This is a genomic window from Psychroserpens luteus (assembly GCF_015319355.1).
Taxonomy (GTDB): domain Bacteria; phylum Bacteroidota; class Bacteroidia; order Flavobacteriales; family Flavobacteriaceae; genus Psychroserpens; species Psychroserpens luteus.
Genome location: NZ_JADILU010000004.1, coordinates 59,357 through 84,202 on the forward strand (window position 1 = coordinate 59,357; position 24,846 = coordinate 84,202).

At 29.9% G+C, this 24,846-nt stretch carries 26 protein-coding genes; 11 read left to right on the forward strand and 15 right to left on the reverse strand.

The window, feature by feature from the left end:
• Positions 1-90: 90 nt before the first annotated feature.
• Positions 91-570, reverse strand: coding sequence for a Dps family protein (locus tag IM744_RS10090; protein WP_194508021.1), 480 nt, complete (start codon positions 568-570; stop codon positions 91-93).
• Between the two features lie 101 nt (positions 571-671).
• Between IM744_RS10090 and IM744_RS10095 the strand changes: the two genes are divergently transcribed.
• Positions 672-1,613, forward strand: a complete 942-nt coding sequence (locus tag IM744_RS10095) for a LysR family transcriptional regulator (protein ID WP_194508022.1) — start codon at positions 672-674, stop codon at positions 1,611-1,613.
• A gap of 68 nt (positions 1,614-1,681) precedes the next feature.
• On the opposite strand, the gene IM744_RS10100 is transcribed toward IM744_RS10095, so the two are convergent.
• The 6 genes from IM744_RS10100 to IM744_RS10125 all read right to left on the reverse strand — a co-directional run bounded on the left by IM744_RS10100 (position 1,682) and on the right by IM744_RS10125 (position 9,909).
• Positions 1,682-1,879: a hypothetical protein gene (locus IM744_RS10100; RefSeq protein ID WP_040279783.1), complete on the reverse strand. Its 198-nt coding sequence runs from the start codon at positions 1,877-1,879 to the stop codon at positions 1,682-1,684.
• Positions 1,880-2,052: 173 nt separating this feature from the next.
• Entirely contained in the window at positions 2,053-4,614 is a 2,562-nt protein-coding gene (locus IM744_RS10105; protein ID WP_194508023.1) for a T9SS type A sorting domain-containing protein, read from the reverse strand.
• 140 nt (positions 4,615-4,754) lie between these two features.
• Positions 4,755-6,317, reverse strand: coding sequence for a helix-turn-helix transcriptional regulator (locus IM744_RS10110; protein WP_194508024.1), 1,563 nt, complete (start codon positions 6,315-6,317; stop codon positions 4,755-4,757).
• A gap of 149 nt (positions 6,318-6,466) precedes the next feature.
• Positions 6,467-8,434, reverse strand: a complete 1,968-nt coding sequence (locus IM744_RS10115; protein ID WP_194508025.1) for a T9SS type A sorting domain-containing protein — start codon at positions 8,432-8,434, stop codon at positions 6,467-6,469.
• A 103-nt stretch (positions 8,435-8,537) separates the two neighbouring features.
• Positions 8,538-9,335 carry a TIGR00266 family protein gene (locus IM744_RS10120; RefSeq protein WP_194508026.1) on the reverse strand — a complete coding sequence of 266 codons (798 nt, stop codon included), beginning with the start codon at positions 9,333-9,335 and terminating at the stop codon, positions 8,538-8,540.
• 118 nt (positions 9,336-9,453) lie between these two features.
• Positions 9,454-9,909, reverse strand: coding sequence for a DUF4442 domain-containing protein (locus IM744_RS10125; RefSeq protein WP_194508027.1), 456 nt, complete (start codon positions 9,907-9,909; stop codon positions 9,454-9,456).
• A gap of 144 nt (positions 9,910-10,053) precedes the next feature.
• Between IM744_RS10125 and IM744_RS10130 the strand changes: the two genes are divergently transcribed.
• From IM744_RS10130 to IM744_RS10155, 6 genes are all read left to right on the forward strand, one after another.
• Positions 10,054-10,503: a DUF4870 domain-containing protein gene (locus IM744_RS10130; RefSeq protein ID WP_194508028.1), complete on the forward strand. Its 450-nt coding sequence runs from the start codon at positions 10,054-10,056 to the stop codon at positions 10,501-10,503.
• 186 nt (positions 10,504-10,689) lie between these two features.
• Entirely contained in the window at positions 10,690-11,028 is a 339-nt protein-coding gene (locus tag IM744_RS10135) for a PadR family transcriptional regulator (RefSeq protein ID WP_194508029.1), read from the forward strand.
• Positions 11,028-12,884 (forward strand): PspC domain-containing protein, encoded by a 1,857-nt coding sequence (locus IM744_RS10140; RefSeq protein WP_194508030.1) that lies wholly within the window; start codon positions 11,028-11,030, stop codon positions 12,882-12,884. The genes IM744_RS10135 and IM744_RS10140 overlap by 1 nt, the downstream gene beginning before the upstream one ends.
• 92 nt (positions 12,885-12,976) lie before the next feature.
• On the forward strand, positions 12,977-13,465 hold the full coding sequence (locus IM744_RS10145; protein WP_194508031.1) for a nuclear transport factor 2 family protein: 489 nt from the start codon (positions 12,977-12,979) through the stop codon (positions 13,463-13,465).
• A 35-nt stretch (positions 13,466-13,500) separates the two neighbouring features.
• The gene (locus IM744_RS10150) at positions 13,501-14,229 is read left to right on the forward strand and encodes a head GIN domain-containing protein (RefSeq protein ID WP_194508032.1); all 729 of its coding nucleotides are present in this window, start codon (positions 13,501-13,503) and stop codon (positions 14,227-14,229) included.
• Between the two features lie 109 nt (positions 14,230-14,338).
• Positions 14,339-15,172: a GIN domain-containing protein gene (locus IM744_RS10155; RefSeq protein ID WP_194508033.1), complete on the forward strand. Its 834-nt coding sequence runs from the start codon at positions 14,339-14,341 to the stop codon at positions 15,170-15,172.
• A 104-nt stretch (positions 15,173-15,276) separates the two neighbouring features.
• Here IM744_RS10155 and trxB read toward each other — a convergent pair whose 3' ends face one another.
• Complete coding sequence (gene trxB, locus IM744_RS10160) at positions 15,277-16,260, reverse strand: thioredoxin-disulfide reductase (protein WP_194508034.1); 984 nt, start codon at positions 16,258-16,260, stop codon at positions 15,277-15,279.
• 225 nt (positions 16,261-16,485) lie between these two features.
• Between trxB and IM744_RS10165 the strand changes: the two genes are divergently transcribed.
• The 3 genes from IM744_RS10165 (at position 16,486) to IM744_RS10175 (ending at position 19,283) form a co-directional block, all read left to right on the forward strand.
• Positions 16,486-16,869: an arsenate reductase family protein gene (locus IM744_RS10165; protein ID WP_194508035.1), complete on the forward strand. Its 384-nt coding sequence runs from the start codon at positions 16,486-16,488 to the stop codon at positions 16,867-16,869.
• A 63-nt stretch (positions 16,870-16,932) separates the two neighbouring features.
• Positions 16,933-17,967, forward strand: coding sequence for a helix-turn-helix domain-containing protein (locus tag IM744_RS10170; RefSeq protein ID WP_194508036.1), 1,035 nt, complete (start codon positions 16,933-16,935; stop codon positions 17,965-17,967).
• 194 nt (positions 17,968-18,161) lie between these two features.
• The gene (locus IM744_RS10175) at positions 18,162-19,283 is read left to right on the forward strand and encodes a helix-turn-helix domain-containing protein (RefSeq protein WP_194508037.1); all 1,122 of its coding nucleotides are present in this window, start codon (positions 18,162-18,164) and stop codon (positions 19,281-19,283) included.
• Here the strand turns inward: IM744_RS10175 and IM744_RS10180 are convergent.
• The 7 genes from IM744_RS10180 to IM744_RS10210 form a co-directional block, all read right to left on the reverse strand.
• Positions 19,273-19,836, reverse strand: a complete 564-nt coding sequence (locus IM744_RS10180; protein ID WP_194508038.1) for a hypothetical protein — start codon at positions 19,834-19,836, stop codon at positions 19,273-19,275. The genes IM744_RS10175 and IM744_RS10180 overlap by 11 nt on opposite strands.
• Before the next feature lie 70 nt (positions 19,837-19,906).
• On the reverse strand, positions 19,907-20,044 hold the full coding sequence (locus IM744_RS10185; protein WP_194508039.1) for a hypothetical protein: 138 nt from the start codon (positions 20,042-20,044) through the stop codon (positions 19,907-19,909).
• Positions 20,045-20,067: 23 nt separating this feature from the next.
• Positions 20,068-20,229 carry a DUF1328 family protein gene (locus IM744_RS10190; RefSeq protein WP_194508040.1) on the reverse strand — a complete coding sequence of 54 codons (162 nt, stop codon included), beginning with the start codon at positions 20,227-20,229 and terminating at the stop codon, positions 20,068-20,070.
• 113 nt (positions 20,230-20,342) lie between these two features.
• Positions 20,343-21,056, reverse strand: a complete 714-nt coding sequence (locus tag IM744_RS10195; protein ID WP_194508041.1) for an SOS response-associated peptidase family protein — start codon at positions 21,054-21,056, stop codon at positions 20,343-20,345.
• A gap of 117 nt (positions 21,057-21,173) precedes the next feature.
• Entirely contained in the window at positions 21,174-21,623 is a 450-nt protein-coding gene (locus IM744_RS10200; RefSeq protein WP_194508042.1) for a ferritin-like domain-containing protein, read from the reverse strand.
• A 167-nt stretch (positions 21,624-21,790) separates the two neighbouring features.
• Positions 21,791-22,873 (reverse strand): DNA topoisomerase IB, encoded by a 1,083-nt coding sequence (locus IM744_RS10205; RefSeq protein WP_194508043.1) that lies wholly within the window; start codon positions 22,871-22,873, stop codon positions 21,791-21,793.
• Positions 22,874-22,877: 4 nt separating this feature from the next.
• Positions 22,878-23,312: a hemerythrin domain-containing protein gene (locus IM744_RS10210; protein WP_194508044.1), complete on the reverse strand. Its 435-nt coding sequence runs from the start codon at positions 23,310-23,312 to the stop codon at positions 22,878-22,880.
• Between the two features lie 419 nt (positions 23,313-23,731).
• Between IM744_RS10210 and IM744_RS10215 the strand changes: the two genes are divergently transcribed.
• Positions 23,732-24,775, forward strand: coding sequence for a helix-turn-helix transcriptional regulator (locus IM744_RS10215; protein WP_194508045.1), 1,044 nt, complete (start codon positions 23,732-23,734; stop codon positions 24,773-24,775).
• Positions 24,776-24,846 lie beyond the last annotated feature (71 nt).

Below are 24,846 nucleotides of genomic sequence, written 5' to 3' on the forward strand. Positions count from 1 at the left end.
CCCAATTTTAGTTGGTTGGTTTATTAATTTCCAAAACCCCTTCAGAATATAGTATTCTGAAGGGGTTTTCTTTATTATTTTCTTCGGAAATTAAACCGACTCACCCAACCAAGCTTTCATCATCCAAACTGTTTTTTCTTGTTCGGTAATAAAACCACTCATCATTGAGTTCGTCCCTTCATCATTTGCATCACCAGCATCATTTAGTATTTGACGTTCAATTTTCAGTAATTCAGAAAGTGAATCAACAATAAGTTGCACTGCCTTTTCATCTTCGGAAATATTCTTTCCCACAGGTATTTTAGCTGCTTTAAAATAATCCTCAAATGTATGTAATGGAGTTAATCCAAGAGTTAAAATTCGCTCTGCAATTTCATCTACTTTAAGATTTGCATCTGTATACAATTCTTCAAATTTAGGATGCAATTCAAAAAATCGTTTACCTCTTATATTCCAGTGAATTCCTCTTAAATTTTGATAATAAATCTGAAAATTTGCCAAAAGCGTATTTAAATCACTTGCAATTTCTTTTGTTTTTTTGGTCTCTAAACCTATACTATTAGTTGTCATAATCTTTATATTTTTGTTATACAAATTTAACGAGTATTTGAATCAAATTATCATAGTTTTTATGAATAGTTTTAATATCTTTATAGCATAAATCAATACAAATGACAATTACACAATTAAAATACGTATTAGCAATAGCTGAACATAAAAATTTCACCAAAGCAGCCGAAAAATGCTTTGTAACACAACCAACTTTAAGTACGCAAATACAAAAATTGGAAGATCAATTAGATGTCCAAATTTTTGACAGAAGTAAAAAACCTATTGAATTAACAGATGTAGGTAGAAAGATTGTACAGCAAGCAAAAAATATAGTTGATGAATCTGAACGTATCCAAGACATCGTAGATCAACAAAAAGGATTTATAGGTGGCGAATTTAGAATAGGAATCATCCCAACGGTAATGCCTACTCTTTTACCTATGTTTCTTAAAAACTTTATTAAAAAATACCCAAAAGTAAAACTCAAAATAGAAGAGTTAACTACCGAAGAAATTATAACTCGTATCATGGATGGTCATTTAGATGCTGCAATTGCTGCAACTCCATTAGAACATGAATCTATTAAAGAGCGCGTATTGTATTTTGAACCTTTTGTCGGCTACATCCCTAATGACCACAGATTAAAAAACAAGAAAAAAATTGACGTGTCTGATTTAGACTTAAATGACATGCTTCTCTTAGAAGATGGACATTGTTTTAGAGACGGAGTAATCAATCTTTGTAAAACATTAAAAAATCATGATGACGATCAATTTCAATTAGAAAGTGGTAGTATAGAAACTTTAGTTAAACTATCAAACGAAGGTTTAGGCATGACACTTCTACCTTATTTAAACACATTAGACCTCAATGAGAACATGTCTAAAATGTTACATCATTTCAATGATCCTTCTCCAGCGAGAGAGGTGAGTATCATTTATCATAAAAATGAACTTAAAATGCAAATCATAGATGCGTTACATAATGTGATTTCTGGTGTTATTCGTGGAGCTATTGCGTTTCAAAATGTAGAGATTATTAGTCCGTTGCCAAAAAAATAATAAACTCTAATTATTTGAGGTTGGCACATTTCAGAATAAAAAAAAGCGACAATTACGTCGCTTTTTTTTTATGGTTTTAATAAAATTAAACATTGATCTAATTCAGGGTTTTGCAGAATTAAAGATTTAATATAAATCTTAAGCTCTTCAATTTCGTACGGTAATAATCTTTGAAGTGCTTTTTGTAATTCTTTACAAAACAATGTGCTGTCAAAACTGACTTTACTAAGTACGGTTTTAGTGTACTCAAACATTGCTCTTGCCATTTTTTTGGTTTTAGGTTAAATAAAAAAGTAGATTTACTGTATAGGCTTTGTTTTAATTATTACATCATAAATGTAGTAAAAAATATGGTTCGAAATTGCCTCTAAACAAAAGTTTAACAAAAAGGCCTAAAAAGTTAAACCTTTTAGACCTTCAACATTGATTTAACTTATAATTAATTGATAATCACCTTTTGACTAGAAACAAAGTTTCCATTTACCATTCTTATAACATATACACCTGTAGAGATATTTTTAACATCGATAGTATTCACTCCAGGGTTAAGTTGACCTTTAGAAACAATACCTCCAACAACGTTATACATTACATACTCAAAAGTATCTGTATTATTAGGTATTTTGATATTTAACTTATCTTCTAAAGCTGGGTTAGGATAGATAATTGGTGTTTGATCTGCAGTAGTAGCAATTTCATTAACACCTAATGTAGTATTATTGATGCTTATTTCCCATAGCCCACGACCATACGTTCCAGCAACCAATTTATCTACTGTATAATTAATTTCAATATCACTAATATTTACATTAGGTAAACCTTGACCAAGTTTTTCCCAGTTTCCAGTACCTGTCTTAAAATAAGCTCCAATCTCAGTACCTGCAAAAAGAATTTCGTTAGCACCTTGATTTTGTTTAAAAACGACTTGTGTCATTTTAACATTTGGTAATCCTGCAGAGATATTTGTCCATGAGCTTCCACCATTTGTTGATTTAAATACTTTTGATCCATCAACATAACCGTTTACCGTAGCATAAATAGTGCTATTATTATTTTGGTCAAGCGATAATGAATTTAATTTAGCATTTGCTTCTGGTTCTGAAATTGCAGACCACGCAACACCATCATTACTCGATTTTCTAGCTCCATTTTCACCAATAACTAGTAAGTTATTTCCAAAGGTTTCGATATATGAGATTTGTCCTGCTCCAGAATTTAGGTTTGACCAATTTGCGCCTTTATCTGTAGTTTTGTAAACTTCAGCAAATCCGCCATATAATGTCGTCGGTATTGTAGAATTCATTTTTAATGTCCATACAAAAGGTGCTCCAGTTGTTGGAGTAGTCAAAAAGGTAGCTGAGTCATAACTAGGAAAACCGATATCTGTTCTACTTAAAACACCATTTTGTGCACCTAAATAACGTATTTGTGGGTTTGTATAATCAATAGCTGTACATGTACCGTCACCTGCTAAAGCAGATACCCATTGTAATGTACCATTTTTCATTTCTAAACTATAACCATCATTATCTTGATTACCTATTATTTTATGGTCTTCACTTTGTGGAGAAATCGCAACAGAATAAATTTGAGTAACTATTACACCATCTGAAATATAATTAACAGTAGGCTTCTCATCTGCAATACCAGTGTAATTAAAATAAATTAATCCACCATCATTAACTGCCCAAAAATCATAGTTTGAACCAGAACGAGCTCCCATTTCATGAATATCTGCATGACCATAAGAACCTGCTGAAGTGTTGTCTTCCCAAGCATTATTTAAAGTAGTGTACCAAACACCTCCATTATTATCTGAGTTAATTGCATCAACACCACCAGAAATAATTAAACCATTTTTAACAACTATTGCTTGATTATAAACACCTTGAGCATTGTATCCAGTTGAAGGAATCCCTAGAGCTGTTAATGTTGGCGTAGCATCTACTGGATTATAAGTAGATACTTGTCCTGCTTCATTTTGAACATAGAAAATACCAGTAGCTTCATCAGCTGTTGTAGCATGTCTTGTATAACTATTACCTTCAACTATCAACTGTATCCATGTTTCTCCATTATCCGAAGAAAACAACAATCCTCCCCAACTATCACATGCCATGATATTTGTTCCGTTTCTATGAAACTTCCCTATTGCAGCATCGTTATAATTATGGGTGTATTTATTAGTCCATGTTAAACCTCCATCTGTAGTTTTCTTAATATATTGATTGGTTCCTACAATAACAGTATTATCATCAATAACAATCAAGTTAGATGTTGTTTCTTGTTGGTCTAAAGTAAATGATAATCCTGTAGATTGGTACGTTTCACCAAAATCTGTAGATTTTAAAACACCTATTGATTTAATATGATCTGCATCATAATCTCCAGTAGATACATATATCGTTCCAGGAGTGTTAGCATCAATAGAAAGAGCATCAAGATCTGTAACTCCAATTGCTGCCAATTGATCTAGTTTTGGAGACCATGTAGCTCCATTATCTGTAGATTTCCAAATTCCTCCTACTGGAGCTGTTACAAATAAAACACTTTGTGCTTCAGGCACTTTAGAGAATTTCTTATAACTTGTAAGTCGTCCCATTTGCGGAGCATTAGGGTAACCATTAGCATCTGGAACCGTTTGAGGTCCAACATTTGACCAAGATTGTGAACTTTGAGTTGATCTACTAAAATTATTTGAAGCTATAGTTCCATCTGCATTTAATAATCCAGCGTTATAAAACCCTAATAATTCACTTGGAAAATTCCCTTGTAAATCTACACGGTCTTTCCAATAAAATGCCCAACGCTCAAACTGTTTAATTTTTTTAATATCTGTTTTAGATGTACTTTGTGTTAATGGTGCAAGTTCTTGCCTCATTTCATTGACGACATCAAAATAATTAGCTCCCTTTTTTAAAGGTGCTTTTTTGTAATCTGTGGTTTGGGCAAAAGACAAAACCGAAAAGATTAAAAATAAAAGAGTAATAGTTCTTTTCATAATAGTAATTATTAATATTGATTAATAGCTTAAAAAAAATTCAATTACAAATATGAAAATGTTACACATACAGTCATGCAATAACAACTACGCATTAACTACGCATATTGAAAAAACCGATAAAATGATATTAATAATGGTTAGTTAAACGTATTTTGAAGGTGATCAGCTAAGTTAGTTAGATTAGAATCTAATTCTAATTTTTTAGTAATTCTATAGCGTGTACTTTCTACAGATCTTATCGAAACATTTAGAAAACTAGCTATTTCTTTATTTTTAAACCCAGTAAATATGTAGTAGCATATTATAATTTCGGAGTCATTTAATTGTGGATAAACGCTCTTAATCTCATTGAAAAACTCAGCGTTTAAATCATTAATTAAGTCTAGATGACTTTCTCCATTTGTAAGTTCTGTCGCTGATTTAAGATGAATATCTTTATAAAGCTCTTTAATATTTTTACGTAATTCTAAAGGTTCTGAAACTGTAGAAATCACTTTAACCTCATCTTTCACTTTTAAAATATACTGTTCTAATCCAACAACTTTTACTTTAAGCTTTTCATTATTTGATTTTAAATGTTGAGAATTTTTCTCTCTACTCATATAGCCTTCAATACTATTTTTAAACTTTTTATAGTTTATCGTTACAACAACTAGGAAAACTAAAAGAACTAAAGAGAGTATAATCGCTAAATTTCTATTAAAAATTTTTTTAGTGCTTTCATTGGTTAATAGATTTTCAGACTTTATTAAAGATTCATTGATGTTAAGACTAGCAGTCATATTCTTTTCCAATAATTTATCCTGAAAATTAGCTAGAGAATCAATGTAGTTAGATTTACCAACCAAATCATCAATTTGCTCATAGTAACTTTTATATATATTGAAATATAACTCAATATCACTCGTATTCATAGCATATCTTTCAGCTTCTGCTTTTTTTAGATAATACATTGTAGAATCCAAGCGTATCTTATCAAGATGATACTCTGCAATACATAACGTTATGGATACTTTATGAACGTCATATAGGTATTTAGAGATTGTACTGTCTTTTTCTAACGCATTTAAACGCTGAAAATAAGTGTGTGACTTTTTAAGATCACCTTGATGGATATAATTAGAACTCAACATAAACAACGCATACATATAGTAATAACCGTCATCTTTAATACTCTTATATTCAGACAGATGTTTTAAAATTAGCGCATTACTTTTTGCATAATTTTTTTTATGAAGTTCTATATAGGCATACATCTGTTTTACTTCTGCTAATCCATTGATGTTATTACCTTTCTTATAATACGATTCTGCATCTTTGAGATAAGTGAAAGCTGTAGAATCCTGTTTTGATAAATACGTATTGTAGAATAACTCTATTGAAGATAGACCTGCAATGTCAAAATTATTCTCATCTTTTGCATATTTTAGAGCCAATAAAGAATTGTGAAAAAGTTCTGCTCCATTATTCAACTTATCGCTTAAGAGCACTTTCAGTCTATAATAGTCTGCTAAATGACCCTTCATGTTCAACTCTACAGGTTCGGGAATAGAGTCTAAATAAGCTTTAGCTAATTCTGGTTGATCTTCATAAGTATTATAAGCAGAATCAATGTGTTTTAGACAGATATCTAAATTTGAATTTTGAGCATAAATAGACAGATTAAAAATTAATAATAGAGTTGATAATACTATTTTCATAAGTTGGCAGAGGACTACTTTGATCCAAAAACAAATATAAGGCTCTTCAATTTCTTAGGCTAAGAAAATTAAAAAAGGCTTTGTTAAAAACAAAACCTTAAAATAAAATTAGAAAGCATCAAAACAAATCCCAATACTCTTAATACAAACTATTCTTTAATAATCTTCAAAGTTTCATTTCCTCGATTTGAAAACACCTTTAAAAAATAAATTCCAGAATCTAGTAAACTCAAATCCATTTGATGGCTAGCATCATTAAATTTCGAAGTTAATATTGCTCTTCCATTGATATCATAGATACTTGCTGAATTAATAACAGCTTCACTTTCTATCGTTAAGATATCATTTACTGGATTAGGATATATATTAGTTTCAACGAGGTTAGTGTTTAAAACACTTAAATTATCTTCTGCAATTTCTGTAGTGTAAGTATTAGTGATTATTGGAGCATTAAAATCGAAATAAATTTCTGCTTGGTTAGAAAATGTATCTCCTAAAACTAAACTTTCTAAGGTTTTAATTTTATAGAGTACATAACCATCATTAGTAGCATCATCAAAAGGTAAATTAATATTTTCAAAAATAAACTCGACGTCATTTTGAGTATTAATTCTTGTATAATAATCATGACTACCATCTAAAGGAACCAACGTATTGATATCAAATTTTGTATCATCAATATTATTTTTTACAACTATATTAGTTGCATTTGCTGTACCCAAGTTTTCAAAACGGATCATATAATGTACATACTTGTCAACATCATCAGGTTCAATTGTCTCTCCTTCTAAGCATGTAATATCGTTTGGGTCATAAGAATTAATGACGATTTGCTTTAAACCGAAATCGTTATTATTTGGAGTTTCATCATCTTGTATTGGATAAATTGTAGCTTCAAAATTTAGTTCATCTCCTGAATTTAATGGATAATTCGGATTTGTAGGAGTATTCAAAATGAAATTCACTTCTATTTCTCTAGTTTCAAAAGGTGCCAAATCAATATAATCCCAAGACAGTACATTATTTATGTTAGATATTTCAGAAGGTATTGAGCTTTGATACTGCATATAATCGCTATCAAAACTATAATCAAGATTTACATTTCCAGTCAACATTGTATTACCAATGTTTCGATAAACGACTTTATAAGTGGACTCAAAACCAGGAATCGCATCCGTAATTGGGATAATAAAAACTTCTAAATCATTATGAATTCCATTTGGAATGATGCAAAAATCCTGATTATAAGGACTTACCTCTTGAGGAAAACTGACTGTAATATTATTTTGTGGAAATGAGAAGTAATCAGAATTTTCAAATACTGGTGTTAATGTATTTGTACCTTCAGTAACTGGTATACTATAGTTTCCTGATGCATTAGTATAATAGGTCCAATTAAAATTAGCATTAAAAATATTTATTTTTAAGTTTGAATACAAGTAGTCATTTAAATCACAGCCATCAAGATTTGTATCGACTTTATTTTCGCCTTCAACAATAAAACTTTCACCACCTAGTGTAAATGAGCAATAAGAATTGGCAACAAGATTAGGAACTTCATAATTAATTAAATTAGTAACTAATGGTAAATCTATGTCATCAATACACATATATGCTAAGCTTGGAACATCAACTATTTCTATTTGTTGAGTGAAAGAATTACCATTTTTGATATTAAAATAAACAAGATTATAGTTTGAACTACATTGTAAACTAGTTAGAAAATAATTATTACTTATATCTAAACTACCTAGGTCATTAAAATTCAAAGTAAGCTCAGTTAATAGTAAATTGGAACTTAAATCAATATTCGTCAAACCATTATGATTACAATATAATATACTTAAATTGGTAAAATACTCTATACCTTCTATTGAAAGTATATTGCTAGAGCTAAGGTTCAAATAAGAAACAGATAAAGCTTCATTTATTTGAATTTCTCCATCGTTATTTACATCTATCTGATAAGAATTACCATTTAGATCTTTAGCTATAGAATTTGAATTATCAGATTCTAAAAGTCTATTTTTAAAATTAGCATCTGGTATATCAATAATTTGTGAATGACCAATAAGAATAGTAAACAAAAATAGAAAAGAAGTGAATAATAGTTTCATGTTGTTAGTGTTCTGGTTTAGTGTATATGCTATAGATACTCAAAACTAAAAAAGGTTGCGTCAAAACACAACCTTTAAATACATTTCTTACAGGAATTAAATTTTAAAATCGATTATCACCATCTAAAATATCACCCAATCCTCCAAGTATACTACCTTCTCCTTTACTATTTCCTCCTCTTGGTAATGAAGCTATTACGCGACCAGCTAATCTACTAAACGGTAATGATTGTACATAAACAACTCCTGGACCTTGAAGTTTTGCATAGAATAAACCTTCGCCTCCAAAAACAGTGTTCTTGATACCTCCAATAAATTCTATATCATAATCTACATCTTGAGTAAACCCAATAATACAACCTGTATCTACTCTTAATATTTCTCCAGGCTGCAATACTTTTCTAGCTGTAGTTCCTCCTGCATGAACAAATGCCATACCATCACCTTCTAATTTTTGCATGATGAATCCTTCGCCACCAAAAAGTCCGCGACCTATTTTTTTAGAAAATTCTATCCCTACGCTTACACCTTTTGCTGCGCATAAGAATGCATCTTTTTGGCAAATGAATTTACCATTATACTCTGTAAGATCTATTGGAATAATTTTTCCTGGATATGGTGATGCAAATGAAACGTTACGTTTCCCTGAAAGATTATTATAAAAAGCAGTCATAAATAGGTTTTCACCTGTAAGAATACGTTTTCCTGCTCCTAGTATTTTTCCGAAGAAACCTGTATCCTTTTGAGAACCGTCTCCAAAGATGGTTTCCATTTTAATACCGTCATCCATCATCATGAAGCTTCCAGCTTCTGCGATGACGCCTTCTTGAGGATCGAGTTCTATCTCGACGTACTGCATTTCTTCTCCGTAAATTCTAAAGTCTATTTCGTGTGATGTCATTTTTTGATTGTTTAATTATTGATTTGCTTATATGTTGAATAGTTTACCAATTTGTTACATGGTTCTATAAATTTAATCAAATTATTCTCTAATCAAAAAACCTTTAATACAATGACAATTAAGACCTTACTTTAAGCGTCCACTCAAAATTAAAATCGGAGACTTGTAAACCTTCTTTATTAATTCCTTTAGAATTTAAGGTTACTGTTTGTCCTTCTCCAGTTTCTATAGCTTTTGCAATTGCATCATCTATTTTTTGTCCTTGATCACAAGTAAATGTAATTCTACCAGTAGCTTTTTTAGTAAATGAAGCATTATTACTGGCTACAAGCATTGATATTTTCTTTCCACTTGATCTAATTTTAGACATTACCAAAGCTCCTGTTGTTAACTCTGCTGCCATACCTTGCACTGCCCAAAACATAGAATTAAATGGGTTTTGATTAAACCACCTGTGCTTTACTGAAACCACACAAGTGGTATCATTTAATGACTTTGTACGCACTCCACAAAAATATGCAGATGGTAGTTTAAATAATAAGAAGCTATTGAGTTTACTAGGTGAAACGTTCATAAATACTAGATGTTTCAGCTAAAATATAGAAAATATTCGGAATAACAATTTGTTAATATTATGTTAAATTTAAGTACTATGCGTAACATAATACCTTTTTAAAGACATATATTTGTATAAGAAATTACTATATGCTTTTTAATCATGACAACTAATCATCAAAAAAACATCGCCACATTTATTCATTTATCAACCTTTAGTAGGTTTTTAATTCCGTTAGGAAACTTCATAGGACCAATTGTTTTATGGATTATGAATAAAGACAAATCTGAATTTATAGACAAACATGGTAAGCAAGCCATTAATTTTCAGATGAGCATTTTATTATATGCTGTAATTATTGGAACGTTAACTATTCCATTTTTCATTTTTAAAGTTTTTAACGGTTTAGACTTTATTGATTTTCATGGGTTTCATGATTTTCATATTAATGTTAATGAGCCTTCGCCTCTATTATTAATTTCGGGAGGTATTTTAGGATTTCTTGCAGTTGCAGGATTTATTCTAGAGCTTATTTTTATAGTTATTGCGAGTTTAAAAGCTAGAGATGGTGAAATTTATGAATATCCTTTAACCATCAATTTTTTAAAATAAAATTATGTGAACTAATCACTCACTATTTATATATAACCATCAATTCAACAATCAAAAAATGAACAGTTTATTAAAATTTGAATCTCTTCGGAAAATGTCAAGACAGTCTTCACAATTAGTGTTAGACCCTCAGGATTTGCTTCAAGCCAATTTCCGAAGAAATTTAAAAAACATTAGAAAGAATTTATGAAAATAGAAAACACAAAAGCTCAAATGCGAAAAGGTGTCTTAGAATACTGCATTTTATCAGTATTAAAAGATGATGATGCTTATGTTGCAGAAATATTAAGCACACTTAAAGACGCAAAACTACTTGTGGTAGAAGGTACAATTTATCCGCTTCTCACAAGGCTTAAAAATGCTGGATTACTCAATTATCGTTGGGAAGAATCCACATCTGGACCACCAAGAAAATATTATGGTCTTACAGAGACAGGACAGTTATTTTTAAAAGAATTAACAACAACCTGGAACGAATTACAAAACGCAGTTAACATAGTAACAAGACAAAAAAACACGAAATAATGAATAAAACAGTCAACATAAATTTAGCAGGTATATTCTTCCACATAGATGAAGATGCTTACCTAAAATTACAACGCTATCTTGAGGCTATAAAACGTTCATTTACAGACTCTCAAGGAAGATCTGAAATTATAGCAGATATAGAAGCTCGTATTGCAGAATTGTTTACAGAGCGTGTACAAAACGAAAGACAAGTTATTGGTAATAAAGAGGTTGATGATGTGATTACAATCATGGGACAACCTGAGGATTACCTCGTTGATGATGAAATTTTTGAAGATGAACCTCAACAAAAAACATATTCTAGTAAACGTACCTCAACAACTAAAAAACTATATAGAGATACAGATAACTCTTATGTTGGAGGTGTATCATCTGGATTAGGTCATTATTTTGGTATTGACGCGGTTTGGGTTCGTTTAATATGGATCTTACTCATCTTTGGTGCAGGAACTGGAGTGTTACTTTATATCTTACTTTGGATTTTTGTTCCTGAGGCGACTACAACTTCAGAAAAATTACAGATGAAGGGTGAGCAAGTCAATATCTCAAACATTGAAAAAAAAATCAAGGACGGATTTGATAGCGTCTCAAGCGCAGTTCAAAACGTAGATTTCAAGAAACATGGTGACAAAATCAAGGAAGGTTTTGAAAATGTGTCTGATTCTATTCAAGAAGGTGTAAAAAAAGCAGATTTACCACGTCAAAGCGAACGTATTAAATCATCTTCTAGCTCTTTTTTTGAAGCTATAGGTAATATTTTTATGTTCTTTTTGAAGTTGTTTGCTAAATTCTTTGGTTTAATAATCATGTTTGTAGGAGCAGTAACAATAATTTCTTTAATCATTAGCTTATTTAGTTTGAGCTTCTTAGATAGCGTTCATTTTCCAGGAGTTGATTTCTATAGTGTTACAGATACATCAGGAATGCCAGACTGGTTGATGTCTATATTGTTATTCTTTTTCTTCGGAATCATAGCCTTTTTTGTATTCTATTTAGGATTAAAAATATTAATTTCTAATATGAAATCAATTGGTAAAACTGCTAAATACACTTTACTAGGTTTATGGATTATTTCATTCATTGCATTATCTATAACCTTTATAAAATTTGGATTAAGCTATAAAGAAGAAGGTTCTTCTATTAAAACCGAAAAATTAGCTTCCATTAAAGCAAATGATACGTTAACGATTAGAATGACAAACAATGATTTAATCACAAGTAGTTATTCTAGAAGGTTTCATAATTTTAAAACTGCATATAATGACAATGATGAAAAAATATTATACAGTCAAGCTATTAGACTTATCGTAAGATCTACTAAAGATAGCGTAGCCAAAATAAGAATTGAGCGTAGTGCAAGAGGTTTAGATTTTGATGATGCTAAAAACAGAGCTAAAAACATACGTTATAATTTCAATTTAGCAAATAACGAATTACTGTTAGACAACTATTTGACCATACCACTTGATGAGAGTAGAAAAGATCAAAAAATAACAGTAACCGTTTACTTGCCAGAAGGAGCTATTCTCTATGCAGATGAAAACACGTATCATTATCATAGTAACGATCATTACTATAATGACATACTAGACCATAATATGGAAGAACGCCATCTCAAAATCATAAGCAATGGAGTTGAGTGTTTAGATTGCCCAATTGACGAAGAGTTTAAAACCGAAGTTAATATAGAAGATGAAGAAGGCAATGGACTGCAAATTAATGAGGAAGGCATTAGAGCAAAATCTGACACCAATAGTCTTCAAATTGATGAGGATGGTATCAAGGCAGAAAGCGAAACGATTAGAGTCAACATTGACGATAATGGTATAAATATTACAACAGACGATAATTAACAACTCAACCTAATCAATCAACGGTTCAAGTATTTAAAATTTAACTAACCAACCAATTTTTTAATATTTGAACCATAATCATCAATCAAAAAATGAAGCAGTATTTACATCTAATTTTATTTTTCTTCGGAATAGGATTCAGCCTCAGTGCTCAGTCAAATGAATATTCTGAAGTCTATAATACATTAAAAGCTAATGATAGCTTAATATTTGAACGTGCTTTTAACCATTGCGAATTACAACACCTTGAGTATCTAATTCCTGAAGATTTTGAATTTTACCATGACAAAGCAGGAATTTTAGACTCTAAAGAGGCCTTTATAAAAGTGATGCAAGATGGAATTTGTAATTCAAATAATACAACTAAATCCACAAGAGAATTAGTTGGCAATTTAGAAATGTTCCCATTATACAATAACGGTAAATTATATGGAGCATTACAAAACGGAATCCACAAGTTCTTTGAAACCACCAACGGAAACAAAGTTTCTGGTAGTACCGCAAAATTTTCACACTTATGGATTTTAGAAAATGATAAATGGTATTTAAAGCGTGTTATAAGCTTTGACCATCAAATGTAATAACAATATTAATCATCAATTAAAAACAATCAATCATGACAACATTAACAAAAATCACAATTGCAGTACTAATGAGTTTACTGCTATTTTCTTGTAATTTTGACATTAACTTAAACTCAGGAGTTACAGGAAACGGAAATGTATCAACCAAAGACCGTACATTAACAGAAGACTTTACTAAAATAGAAGCAAGTAGAGGTCTAGATGTATATCTCACACAAAGCGATTCTCCATCATTAAAAGTTCAAGCAGATGAAAATCTACATGACCTTATTATTACCGAAATTGAAAATGGTGTATTAAAAATCTATGCTGAAAACAACATTAGAAAATCAGAATCTAAAAAAATAATGGTTAACGTTGCAAATCTAACCGCAATTAGTGCTACAAGTGGTAGCGAAGTGTATTCTACCAATACAATTATGGCAGATGCTATAACAATAAGCACAACAAGTGGAGCAGACATTGAGCTTGATCTAGAAGCACAATCCACAACATTAGAATCTACTAGCGGAAGTGATATTAAAGTAAAAGGTACAACGACAAAACTAAGTGCATCTGCAACTAGCGGAAGTGATATTGATGCTCAAAACCTTATATCACAAAACTGCACAGCCTCTGTTACTAGTGGAGCTGATATTGTTGTACATGCTGAAGAAAAATTTACAGCTAGCGCAACTAGTGGTGGAGATATTAAATACTACGGAAATCCAAAAAACGAAAGCATTTCTGATGCTGTCTCTGGTAATATACGAAAGCAATAAACCCATAAAAAACCCAACCAATCACTAGTTTTTTTAAAACCATTTCAAACTCAAATCAAGTTTGGGATGGTTTTTGTTTTATATTTGTTCTAATAACAAACAAATTATAATGAAAAACATTACTTTACTTCTATTACTAGTATTTGGTTTTGGCACATTTAGTTTTGCTCAAGAACAAGAAAAAATAAAAGGTGATAGAAACTTAACGATAGAACAAACTTACATAGATGGGTTTAAGAAAATCGTTGTTGGAAAAGATTTTGAAATTGAGCTTTATTATAACAAAAAGCCTTCGGTAGAAATTGAAACAGATGGTAACCTACATGAGTATATTGATATAAAAGTTGTTGATAGCGTTCTCACCATTACAACTACTCAAGAAATTCGTGCTAGAAAACTTAATATTAAAGTCAATTATGGAGATGCTTTCTCAGATATTGAAATAAAAGAAAATGCAGAGATTCGCTCATTAACATCATTAGAGTTAAATAATGCTTCACTAAAAACTAGTGGATCTGCTAGAGCATACCTTAATATTAAAGCGAACAGCTTTAGTTTTGTAAGTACAGAAAAAGCTAAGGTTAAGCTTAATATTACTGCGACTAACGTTACCATAGAAATTAGTGATAACACAAAAATGGATGCTTTAATAAATGGTACAGATGTAAAAATGGATTTATATCAACGTGCCAGTGCAGATATTGAAGGTACAGTAACAAATCTCAATCTTAGAACAGATAATAACTCACAATTTAATGGTAAAAACTTAACAGCTAAATCGTGCACTGTTCTTGCTGAAATGGATAGTGATGTTTATTTAGAAGTTATAGATGCAATTACAATTGATGCTACTGGAGCTAGTGAGATTTATCTCTTCGGAAATCCAAAAATTTCAATTAACAGCTTTACTGGAACAGTTAAACTACAAAAGAAAGAGAAGTAGAGTTATCAAGTTTCCGAAGTCAATATAATTTAAAACATAAATAAAAAGCCGAAGTATAAACTTCGGCTTTTTATTACAATTTATTTAAAAATCAGGTATTTTACCTAGTTGTAATTTGATGTAGAAACCTCAAATGTAGAGTCTTTTGCAGCTAAATAACGTTCTGCATCTAAAGCAGCCATACAACCCGTTCCTGCAGCTGTAATTGCTTGTCTGTATACATGATCTGCAGCGTCACCACTTACAAAAACACCTTCTACATTTGTTTTAGACGTTCCTGGTTTTGCATTAATAATGTAACCTGTTTCATCTAAATCTAAATAGTCTTTAAATATATCTGTATTAGGCTTGTGACCAATAGCTACGAAAAATCCTGTTATAGGAATTTCTGATTTTTCATTAGTCTTATTGTTAACGACTCTAACACCTGTTACTACTTGTCCGTCACCTAAAACTTCTTCTGTTTCTGTATTGAATAAAATTTCAATGTTTGGTGTGTTTTTAACTCTAGCTGCCATGATTTTAGAAGCTCTGAACTCATCTTTACGTACCAACATTGTTACTTTTTTACAAAGCTTTGATAAATAGTGTGCTTCTTCACATGCACTATCTCCTGCTCCAACAATAGCAACTTCGTGATTTCTATAAAAGAATCCATCACAAACAGCACAAGCAGAAACGCCTCCACCTAATTTAAGGTACTTCTGCTCTGAGTCTAAACCTAAATATTTTGCAGAAGCTCCTGTAGAAATAATCACAGTATCACAGTGAATTTCTTTTGTTTCGTTTACCCATACTTTATGTACATCTCCAGAGAAATCAACTTTAGTTACCCAACCATCACGTACATCTGTTTCAAAACGCTGTGCTTGTGCTTGGAGTTCCATCATCATTGCTGGTCCAGTAATTCCATCTGGATATCCAGGAAAATTCTCAACTTCATTGGTTGTTGTTAATTGTCCGCCTGGTTGTGTTCCTTGATATAAAACAGGTTTCATATTTGCTCTTGCAGCATAGATAGCTGCTGTATAACCAGCAGGACCAGAACCTATGATTAAACATTTTACTTTTTCTATTGTATCTGACATGTTTTCTTTTTTGTATTCGGTTTATTATTAACAAAAGTAGGATTTTTGATGAAAAGCTTACATCAAAGTTATTAACAGTTGAAATACCTTTATTTGATTTTTCAATAGTAAAAACCCACCAATTGAGTTAATCATTATTGAGTTTGAGTTAAGGCCAAAGAATGCTGTAAATTATATTTGTTTTAATAAAAATATAGAATGGGAATTATAGCAAAACACGATAACATGAATAAAATATATTATAGTTCTAAGTCTTCTATTGGCAAAAAGACATTGGCATATCTAAAAGCATCACATAAAGACTTATTAGATATTGATATTACTAAAACTAAAATTACAGGTACGCAATGGAAAGAAATTGCTCAAAATCTTGATGTAACTATAGACAACCTGGTAGATAAAAAATCTTTTGATTTTACAGCATACAAAGATTCTAATGTGGAGTTGAGCGAAACAGATTGGATTAAAGTTTTAAATAGTAGTCCTGAGGTACTCACCTACCCTATTGTTATTTTAAGCGATGTGTTTTATCAAATACATAATTCTTCGGAAATAGAAAAACTACTAGAACCGAACAGTAAAGGAATAGACGAAAAGAGATATATATAAAGGGCCTTTATATGTTAACTATATAGTAAATTTAGTTTTGCAAATAATTAAGCACCAAGTCAAATGATTAAAACCGTCACTATAAATGATACAAATATCTTAGGTATAATTTCATCATTATCTAAGCAGTTAGATATTGAATATACTAATGAAGGTGATGATTATTGTATTGATCTTGACAAAAAATTTGGTAGTGGTTATATAAGAGGTATTCAGTTTTCTCATGGCTTATCTGTCATTGAAGTGGATATAACATCCAAGAAAAAAATAATGTTAGAGTTTATTAAACAAGATATTAATACGCTTCAACTATTATTTAATATAGATTCTATTTTATTACATCAAACTACTGAGAGTGGAGAAAAACATAGCGTAAACAAATTTCAATATTGTATGTTTTCTAATGCTATTACTAATACACATCGCTTTAAATTCCAAAAAAATAAGCCTTATAGTTTTTTTATTATTCTCATAAATAGAAGAGAATTTGAGGAAAAACTGATGAGTATAGTAGATACCATGTCTGAAGATTTACAACTCATCTTTAAAGATGTTAATGGTGTTAACTTAATTCATCATACCGAATATTTCTCATTAGAAATTGCTCAATTTATTGAAGAATTTAGACAATGTGAATTAGAAGAGTTTATGAAACCCATCTATTTAGAAGGTAAAGCCTATGAAATATTAACCTCTCAATTACAATCTTTCAATAATGGAGATGACTCCAAAAATAAAACCTTGCTTAGAAAAGCTACCATTGATAAAATCGAAAATGCTGTAGCTATTATTAAAGAAGAATTAGATGTTAGAATTAACGTTTACTCCTTAGCAAAAAGAGTCGGACTTAATCAAAACACACTACAAAATGGTTTTAAAAACTTATTTCAAACCTCAGTTAATGATTATATCAAAAATCTTCGTTTGGATAAGGCAAAAATATTAATTGAGAATTCTGAATTAAACATCACTGAAATCACATATAAAATTGGAATAAATAGTCGCAGCTACTTCTCAAAATTATTTAAAGAAAAATTCAACATTTCACCAAGTGAATATATATCTAATGTACGAAACAAAGAAAACCAATCAGCTTAACGCATTAAAATCAACAAATCACACTTTAATACTATAAAAATTGATAGGTTTTTACTTTCAATAACATTTCAATAGTGCTATACAAAGTTTCTATTTTGTTAATCAATTGATATGCTTTCTTCTTTTTTTGTTGTTCCGCTAATAATCACACTTACTAACTAAATTATTTAATAATTACTAAGAAAAAACTTAGCATGAAGACTATTGAAATAATTGAAGTAAAACACAAACCTCTAGCAAAACAATCTTTCTCTCATTTAGAAAATGTGAATTTGATTGAACAAAAAGATATTTCCCTTTCAGACCAGTTACTCAACTTTGTATCTGAATCTATTGATTTTGAATCCAATCATACTGTTAATGGTACAAAAGAACTACTAATTAAAAATAGCTATGGTGGTGGCAAAATTGATTCTACAACTTTCGAGAATCAATTAAAAGTCATCAATTTCGATGTCTGTCTCAATGATGATTTAATAATTGACATATCACATAAAAAAGATACGCTTTACTTTATTTATACGTTTGAAGGTAAATGTTATCATAGTTTGAACAACTCTAAGAAACCATTTCAAGTTAATGAGTTAAGAACATTCTCTTTTTTATCTTGTAGATCTAATCATAACCAATTAATTATAAAAAAAGGACGTCCTTTTAAGTGTAATATTATAACTATAGATAAAGATGTTTATGTAAAGAATTTTGTTTTAAATCTTAGTATTGCTAATGGACCTTTGCATAATCTTCATACAATTTTTGAAACACTCAAAGAGCAACAGTTAGATTGCTCTTTTAGCTTAAACATTTCTAAAGAACTAAGAACAATTAATTCACAATTAAATAATGAGAGTATAACATCATCTCTTGAATTACAAAGTAGATATCAACTTATATTGTCATATCATATTGAGCAATTATATATAGTAAAGTTTAACAAAGAAGTTAATTATAGCATATCCAATTCTGAAATAAAAAAAATAAAAACCATTAGTAATCATATTATAGAAAACCCAAGTTTAAATCATTCTCAAGAACAGCTTTGTTCACATTTTTTTATATCACAAACAAAGTTACAAACGGGTTTCAAAGCTTTACATAAAACTACAGTCTCAAATTTCACAAGAAATGTAAGATTGGAGAAATCTGAAGATCTACTTTTTAATTCAGATTTAAACATTTCTGAAATTGTGTATAGTGTAGGTTTTACTAGTAGAAGTTATTTTAGTAAAATTTTCAAACAAAAATATGACTGCAATCCAACTGCATATAGAGCTCAGTTTATTAAAAACAAACATTATCTAACTCTTAGTCATTAGAAGAGTTGGCTTTATCTTTTTGTTCCTCAAGATCTTCTTCTTTATAGATGAGTTCATGATCTTGCTTTAAGCCAACTATTAAAATAATATTTGTTACAGTATTGTAAAGCATTAATATAACGACTACCATAGCACCACTTAATACAGATGATATGAATAAAGTTATCCAGTAAATGAAGCTAAACCAACCAGTTGGCACTTCACTAGACTCTGTTATTGGAATATTAAAAAGCTGAAACATAATAAGTGTTACAATAAATAAAATGGTATCAATCTTAGCTATATTAAGGACTTCAAGATAATGTCCATCTTTTAATTTAGATTCTGTACCAGAACTAATTCCTAATAAAGTAAGAAGTAAAGCTAAAATTGTTGCTGATGCTAACACAATTGTATTACACAACATATTTATTCCCGAAAGAGAGGCTTCTAGTAAATTTTTAGCTTCATATCCAGATATATTACCTAATAAAAATACTCCAGTAGTAATTATAAAAAAGGTAATAACTCCTCCATAAATAGCTCTTTTATTATTAAACAGAAATGTTTTCATATCTTTTAAAACTTAATTTTTGATAAAAAAAAGCCTCATTCCTGAGGCTTATCTATTTTAATTAAATTTATTAATCTACAGCATCTTCTACGTCATCTGCCACATCTTCTACTGCGTCCTCAACTTTGTCTCCTGTTGTTTCTCTACAGCTTGTAAATACTGTTGAAATTGTAAATAATACTAAGAATACTTTTGCTATTTTTTTCATAATTGATTGTTTTTAGTTAATGATTATTTTTTTATTACACCCTTGAATAAAGAGAGTACAAATAATACTATAAATATGAAGAATATAATTTTAGCAATTCCTGCTGCTGCTCCTGCAATTCCTCCAAATCCTAGTACTCCTGCGATAATTGCGATTATTATAAATGTGATTGTCCAACGTAACATAATTTTAAGTTTTTAAAGTTATAACCAAACTGACTATCAGCTCAGTACATAACAAATATCGCAAAATCAAGCCAACCTACTTAGCTCATTTCATGTTAACATTAACTCTTACACTAATTCCGAGATACATGCATAATTGTTTGATATTGATCACTGTTAACGATGCGATTAAACAACTTAGAGTTTTTATAAAAATTATTTTCTATAGGATGAGAGATAAACTTATAACGATCATGCGAATTCACTAATGATTTTAAATCTTTTATTTTTAAATTAGAATTCAACCAAGCTTCGTGATCTTTCTGTTTTAGTATTAAAGGTTTCTGTTTGCCTATATTGGGTATGTGATCATACTCAACTCCTGCATCTGTAACTAATAAAGAGCAAGTCAAAAAGCCATCATTTATTTTATTAAATATTCCAGCGATACAAAATGGCTTATGGTTTTTTAAATGAATATGATGTGGTTGCAATTTCCCTTCTACTAATTTTGATGTAAAATATCCATTAACTACAATAAGACAACGTCTTTCATCTAATGATTTTGAATAAATCTCTTCATTTAAATTAGCGTCATCTATATTCGTGTTTAGAGTATTTGTAAAACTTTGGAAAGTGTCCCAATCATCTTCGTAACCTTGAGGGAGTAATCCCCAAATCGCATAATCAATAGTTGCTGGTTTTTCCGAAGTTATAATTGGTACATTCGATTCATTTAAACCATTTATTATTGCCTTAGGTTCATACAAATTTGGATATTTAAAAGGAGTTCTAAATTCATTTTGAATATCTAGTTGATCGCAAGTATTAGATAGTTTATAAAACATATTTTTTTATAAAGTAAATGAAAATTACAAGTCTTGATTAACTCAAACAGAATAATAACGTCTTCAAATGAAAAGACACCTAAAAGGTGCCTTTTTTAATTAAAAATTTATTAGTGATTATCTCAAATCTTCTAATGTTTTAATATTTGATAATCCGTTTTCAATTGTGCTTTTTTGAGTAGCTAAGATTGATTTTGTAGATGATGGTAAACTTGTCTCATTTAAAACTTCTGCATATTCATCTATCGATGCTTTTTCTCCTCTTATAGCTTCCTCTAACATGGACTCTTCGTTATCTGCAGAGAATAAAGATTTCACGTCCATCCACGCTCTGTGTACTGTTCCTGTTAAACTTCCTCCTTTATCAACATCTTGATTAAAAGCTTTCAATTCACTTTTTAATTCGTGCCCAAAGTTATAACGTTCTTGTGCTTTTTGGCTGAAGTATGATTTCAAGGCTGCATGTTCAACATTCTCTGCTGCTTTTTTAAAACCTTTCTCAGCATCGTATGTTTTTTCTAATAAATCGTTTAATTTTTTTCCAACTTCTTCTGTGTAAGTGCTCATTTTCATTTGCTTTAAATTATACGATAGTTTATTTATTGATGTCCATCGATTTGCATCATAGTTAATAGATTAACTTTCTTTCAATGCTAAATTACAATACTTATATAGTGTTGATTACTTTGATTAGTTCAAGTTTTAACTCAATCAATACGTTAATAAAATTTTAACTAAATACTGGGCTTGTAACCCTTAATAAGTTCTAACACCGAGTTTTCTGTAGGTGTTAAATGTGTAGAAATAATAGGAGAAGGTTCAATAGTTGTAAAAATATCGTGTAAGGTATCGTTCTTGTAAGATGACACTATAATAGGATGTACATAATATTTTCTGCATACATTTCTCGTGTTTCCTAAAGCAGTAGCAGTAGAATCAAAAGCAGTCAATAAATTGTTTTTTATTTGTTTTTCTGAAATTGGCCTATCGTAATCCATTAACGTTTCAAAAAATATAACGCTAGCTGACCAAGTTCTAAAATCTTTTGCAGTGAATGATTTACCGGTAATATCTTTTAAATAATCGTTAACCATAGTGCTATCAACCCTATGCTTTTCTCCAAATTTATCATAAAATTGAAATAACTCCCAACCAGGAAGATCTTCACATTTACTTACTAAATTAACGAGTTTTTTATTTCGAAGTGTTATACTGTGCTCTTTACCTTTTTTTCCAACAAATTCGAATCTTAATCGATCTTTAAATAAATGAACATGTTTATTTCTAAGTGTTGTTAAACCGTAAGTTTTATTCTTTTTTGCATAATAGTCATTACCTATCCTAATATGGGTTTCTTCCATAAGTTTTACAACAAGAGCTAATACTTTAGTTTTGGTCCAATCTTTTTGGATGATATCCTTTTCTACTTGATTACGAATGTCTGGAAGAGAAGCACCAAACTCTGCCATTTTGAAAAACTTAGTCTGGTTTTTTATTTTATTCCATACAGGATGGTAACGATACTGCTTTCTGTTTTTAGTATCTCTGCCTGTAGCTTGAAGATGACCGTTTGGTAATATTGAAATCTTAACATTATTCCATGCTGGAGGAATGACAAGTGATTTTATTCTCTCTATATGAGTAGTCTGAGAAATTGATTCCCCATTATTGAGATACGTAAAATGCTCTCCTTTCTTCTTCCGAAGAATAGATAATTGATGTGCATTAACATAAACCAAATCTAACTTTTCAATGGCAGATTCTGGATTTCTGTCAATACTTTTAAGTAATGACGCTGTTAATTTCCTTTCAGCCATTATTTTACCTGTGAGATGACATGTAAGAGTTATAACTTTTTGCTAAATCCAACTTTTGTTTATCAGTTAGAACCTTACCTGATAATTGAAAAAACTTATGCTCTTCATCTTCTAAATGATGCTCAACTTTATGTTTTAAATCTTTAGCGATTTTTAACCAAGCTGGAGAATCATAATCTGTCTCTTCTAATTTTTCAACTAACTCATCAATCTCATGATGCTCTGCAATACCATGACGTGCTTTATCTTGCATCATATCTGAGTCAATTAATGGTTTGTAGTAATGACGCTCTTCTGCGTCTGCATGGATTCCTAATTCTAATTTTAAGGATTTAAAAATCTCATCACGTTCTTTAGTATCCCCAGAGGTTTTAACTAATTTGTCTAACAATTCTCTTTGAATGTCGTGATCTTTTCTAATAGCTTCAAATATGTTCATAGTACAAATATTTTTAAATTTCTATAAAAACCTCAGTGATTTAATCACTGAGGTTTATCTAACCAATCAACCTATCACTTAGATATCGACCTAAATGATAATATTTAAAATTACCATATTTTTAATGCTCAAAAGTGCTCTATCTAAATAGATATTGACGCAAATAAAAAAACTCAGTAATATTAATATCACTGAGTTTCTACTAACCAACCAACTTCATAAATATTGAAGTGTATGCTACCAAAACAAATATATTTTACTTAAAACCAATTTAAGTGCTCTATTAATTAATACTTTGACGTTTTCCGTTATGGTTGGTTAAAAAAAAAATTAAACTTGCCACACCATAGTTATTTAAGATTAAATTTGTGATTAAGCATTTTGAATTAAACATAATTAAAATTTAATACGACTGAGTCATGATTGAAATTGAAATTATTGCTGAGAGCTCTAAAGACACTTTACATCAAATACAAGATGTTTTGGGTGGTAATATAACAGAGACATCAAATGAATTTAATCTTATTTTTGATAATGAAAATGCAAAAGGGACGATTAAACATATTCCTTTTGATTGGGGAGTTAACCTCCTTGTTTTTGATATTACCTTTTTTAAAGAGTTTATTTTAAAAATTAAAGCAAGTGAGTTTAATCCAATTCGTTTTATCTACAATTATAATGGAGACTTCAAACATAGATTTGGCATCAATAATGAAGAAAAATTAGTAGAGCAATTTCACTCATTAATTTTCACTAATAAGACTGGAGGATATAACTATGTTCATTTTCCGAAGCATAAAAAACTAGAAATTAGCAGTATTCAAATTGTTAGAAAAAAATTTTTAAAAAAGAGAACCACTAATGTATCGTCATTAAATAATCGCTTACATGAGGTGTTTGTTGATACAGATCATGATGGCCGATTTTCTCATTATGGTGCACTAAATTTAAGAATGTCTGATTATACTAAAAAACTTAAAAAGATCAAGTCCAAAGGTATGGTTCGTATTCTCAAAATTGAATCTATTATATATGACATGTTATCCTTACATATAGAACAACATAATAAATTTCACAGAGGTGTTCAATTGCCTACGTCTTTATCTAAAACAGAATTAAAGATTGTTAGAAAATTAGGCAATAAGATTATAAAAGAACCTTCATATAATTATTCTTTAGACCAATTATCTGTAGAATCTGGTTTATCTCAAGCTAAGTTACAAGATGGCTTTAAGTTTTTATATAATAGAACCGTTACAGAGTATGTAAGACATATAAGATTAGAATCTTCTCGCGAGCTTATGCGTATGGCAGATTTAAATGTATCGCAAGTTGTTTATAGTATTGGATTTACTAGTAGAAGTTACTTTTCTAAAATATTTAAAGAAAAGTATGGCGTCACTCCTAACGAATACAGAAAAAACGCACTTAATAATTTAATCGTTGAAGAATCTGCAGCTTAAAGCTTCATTTATTTAATAGTATAAAAATAATTATATCATTACATATAAATTACTCAAATAAATTCGCAAAC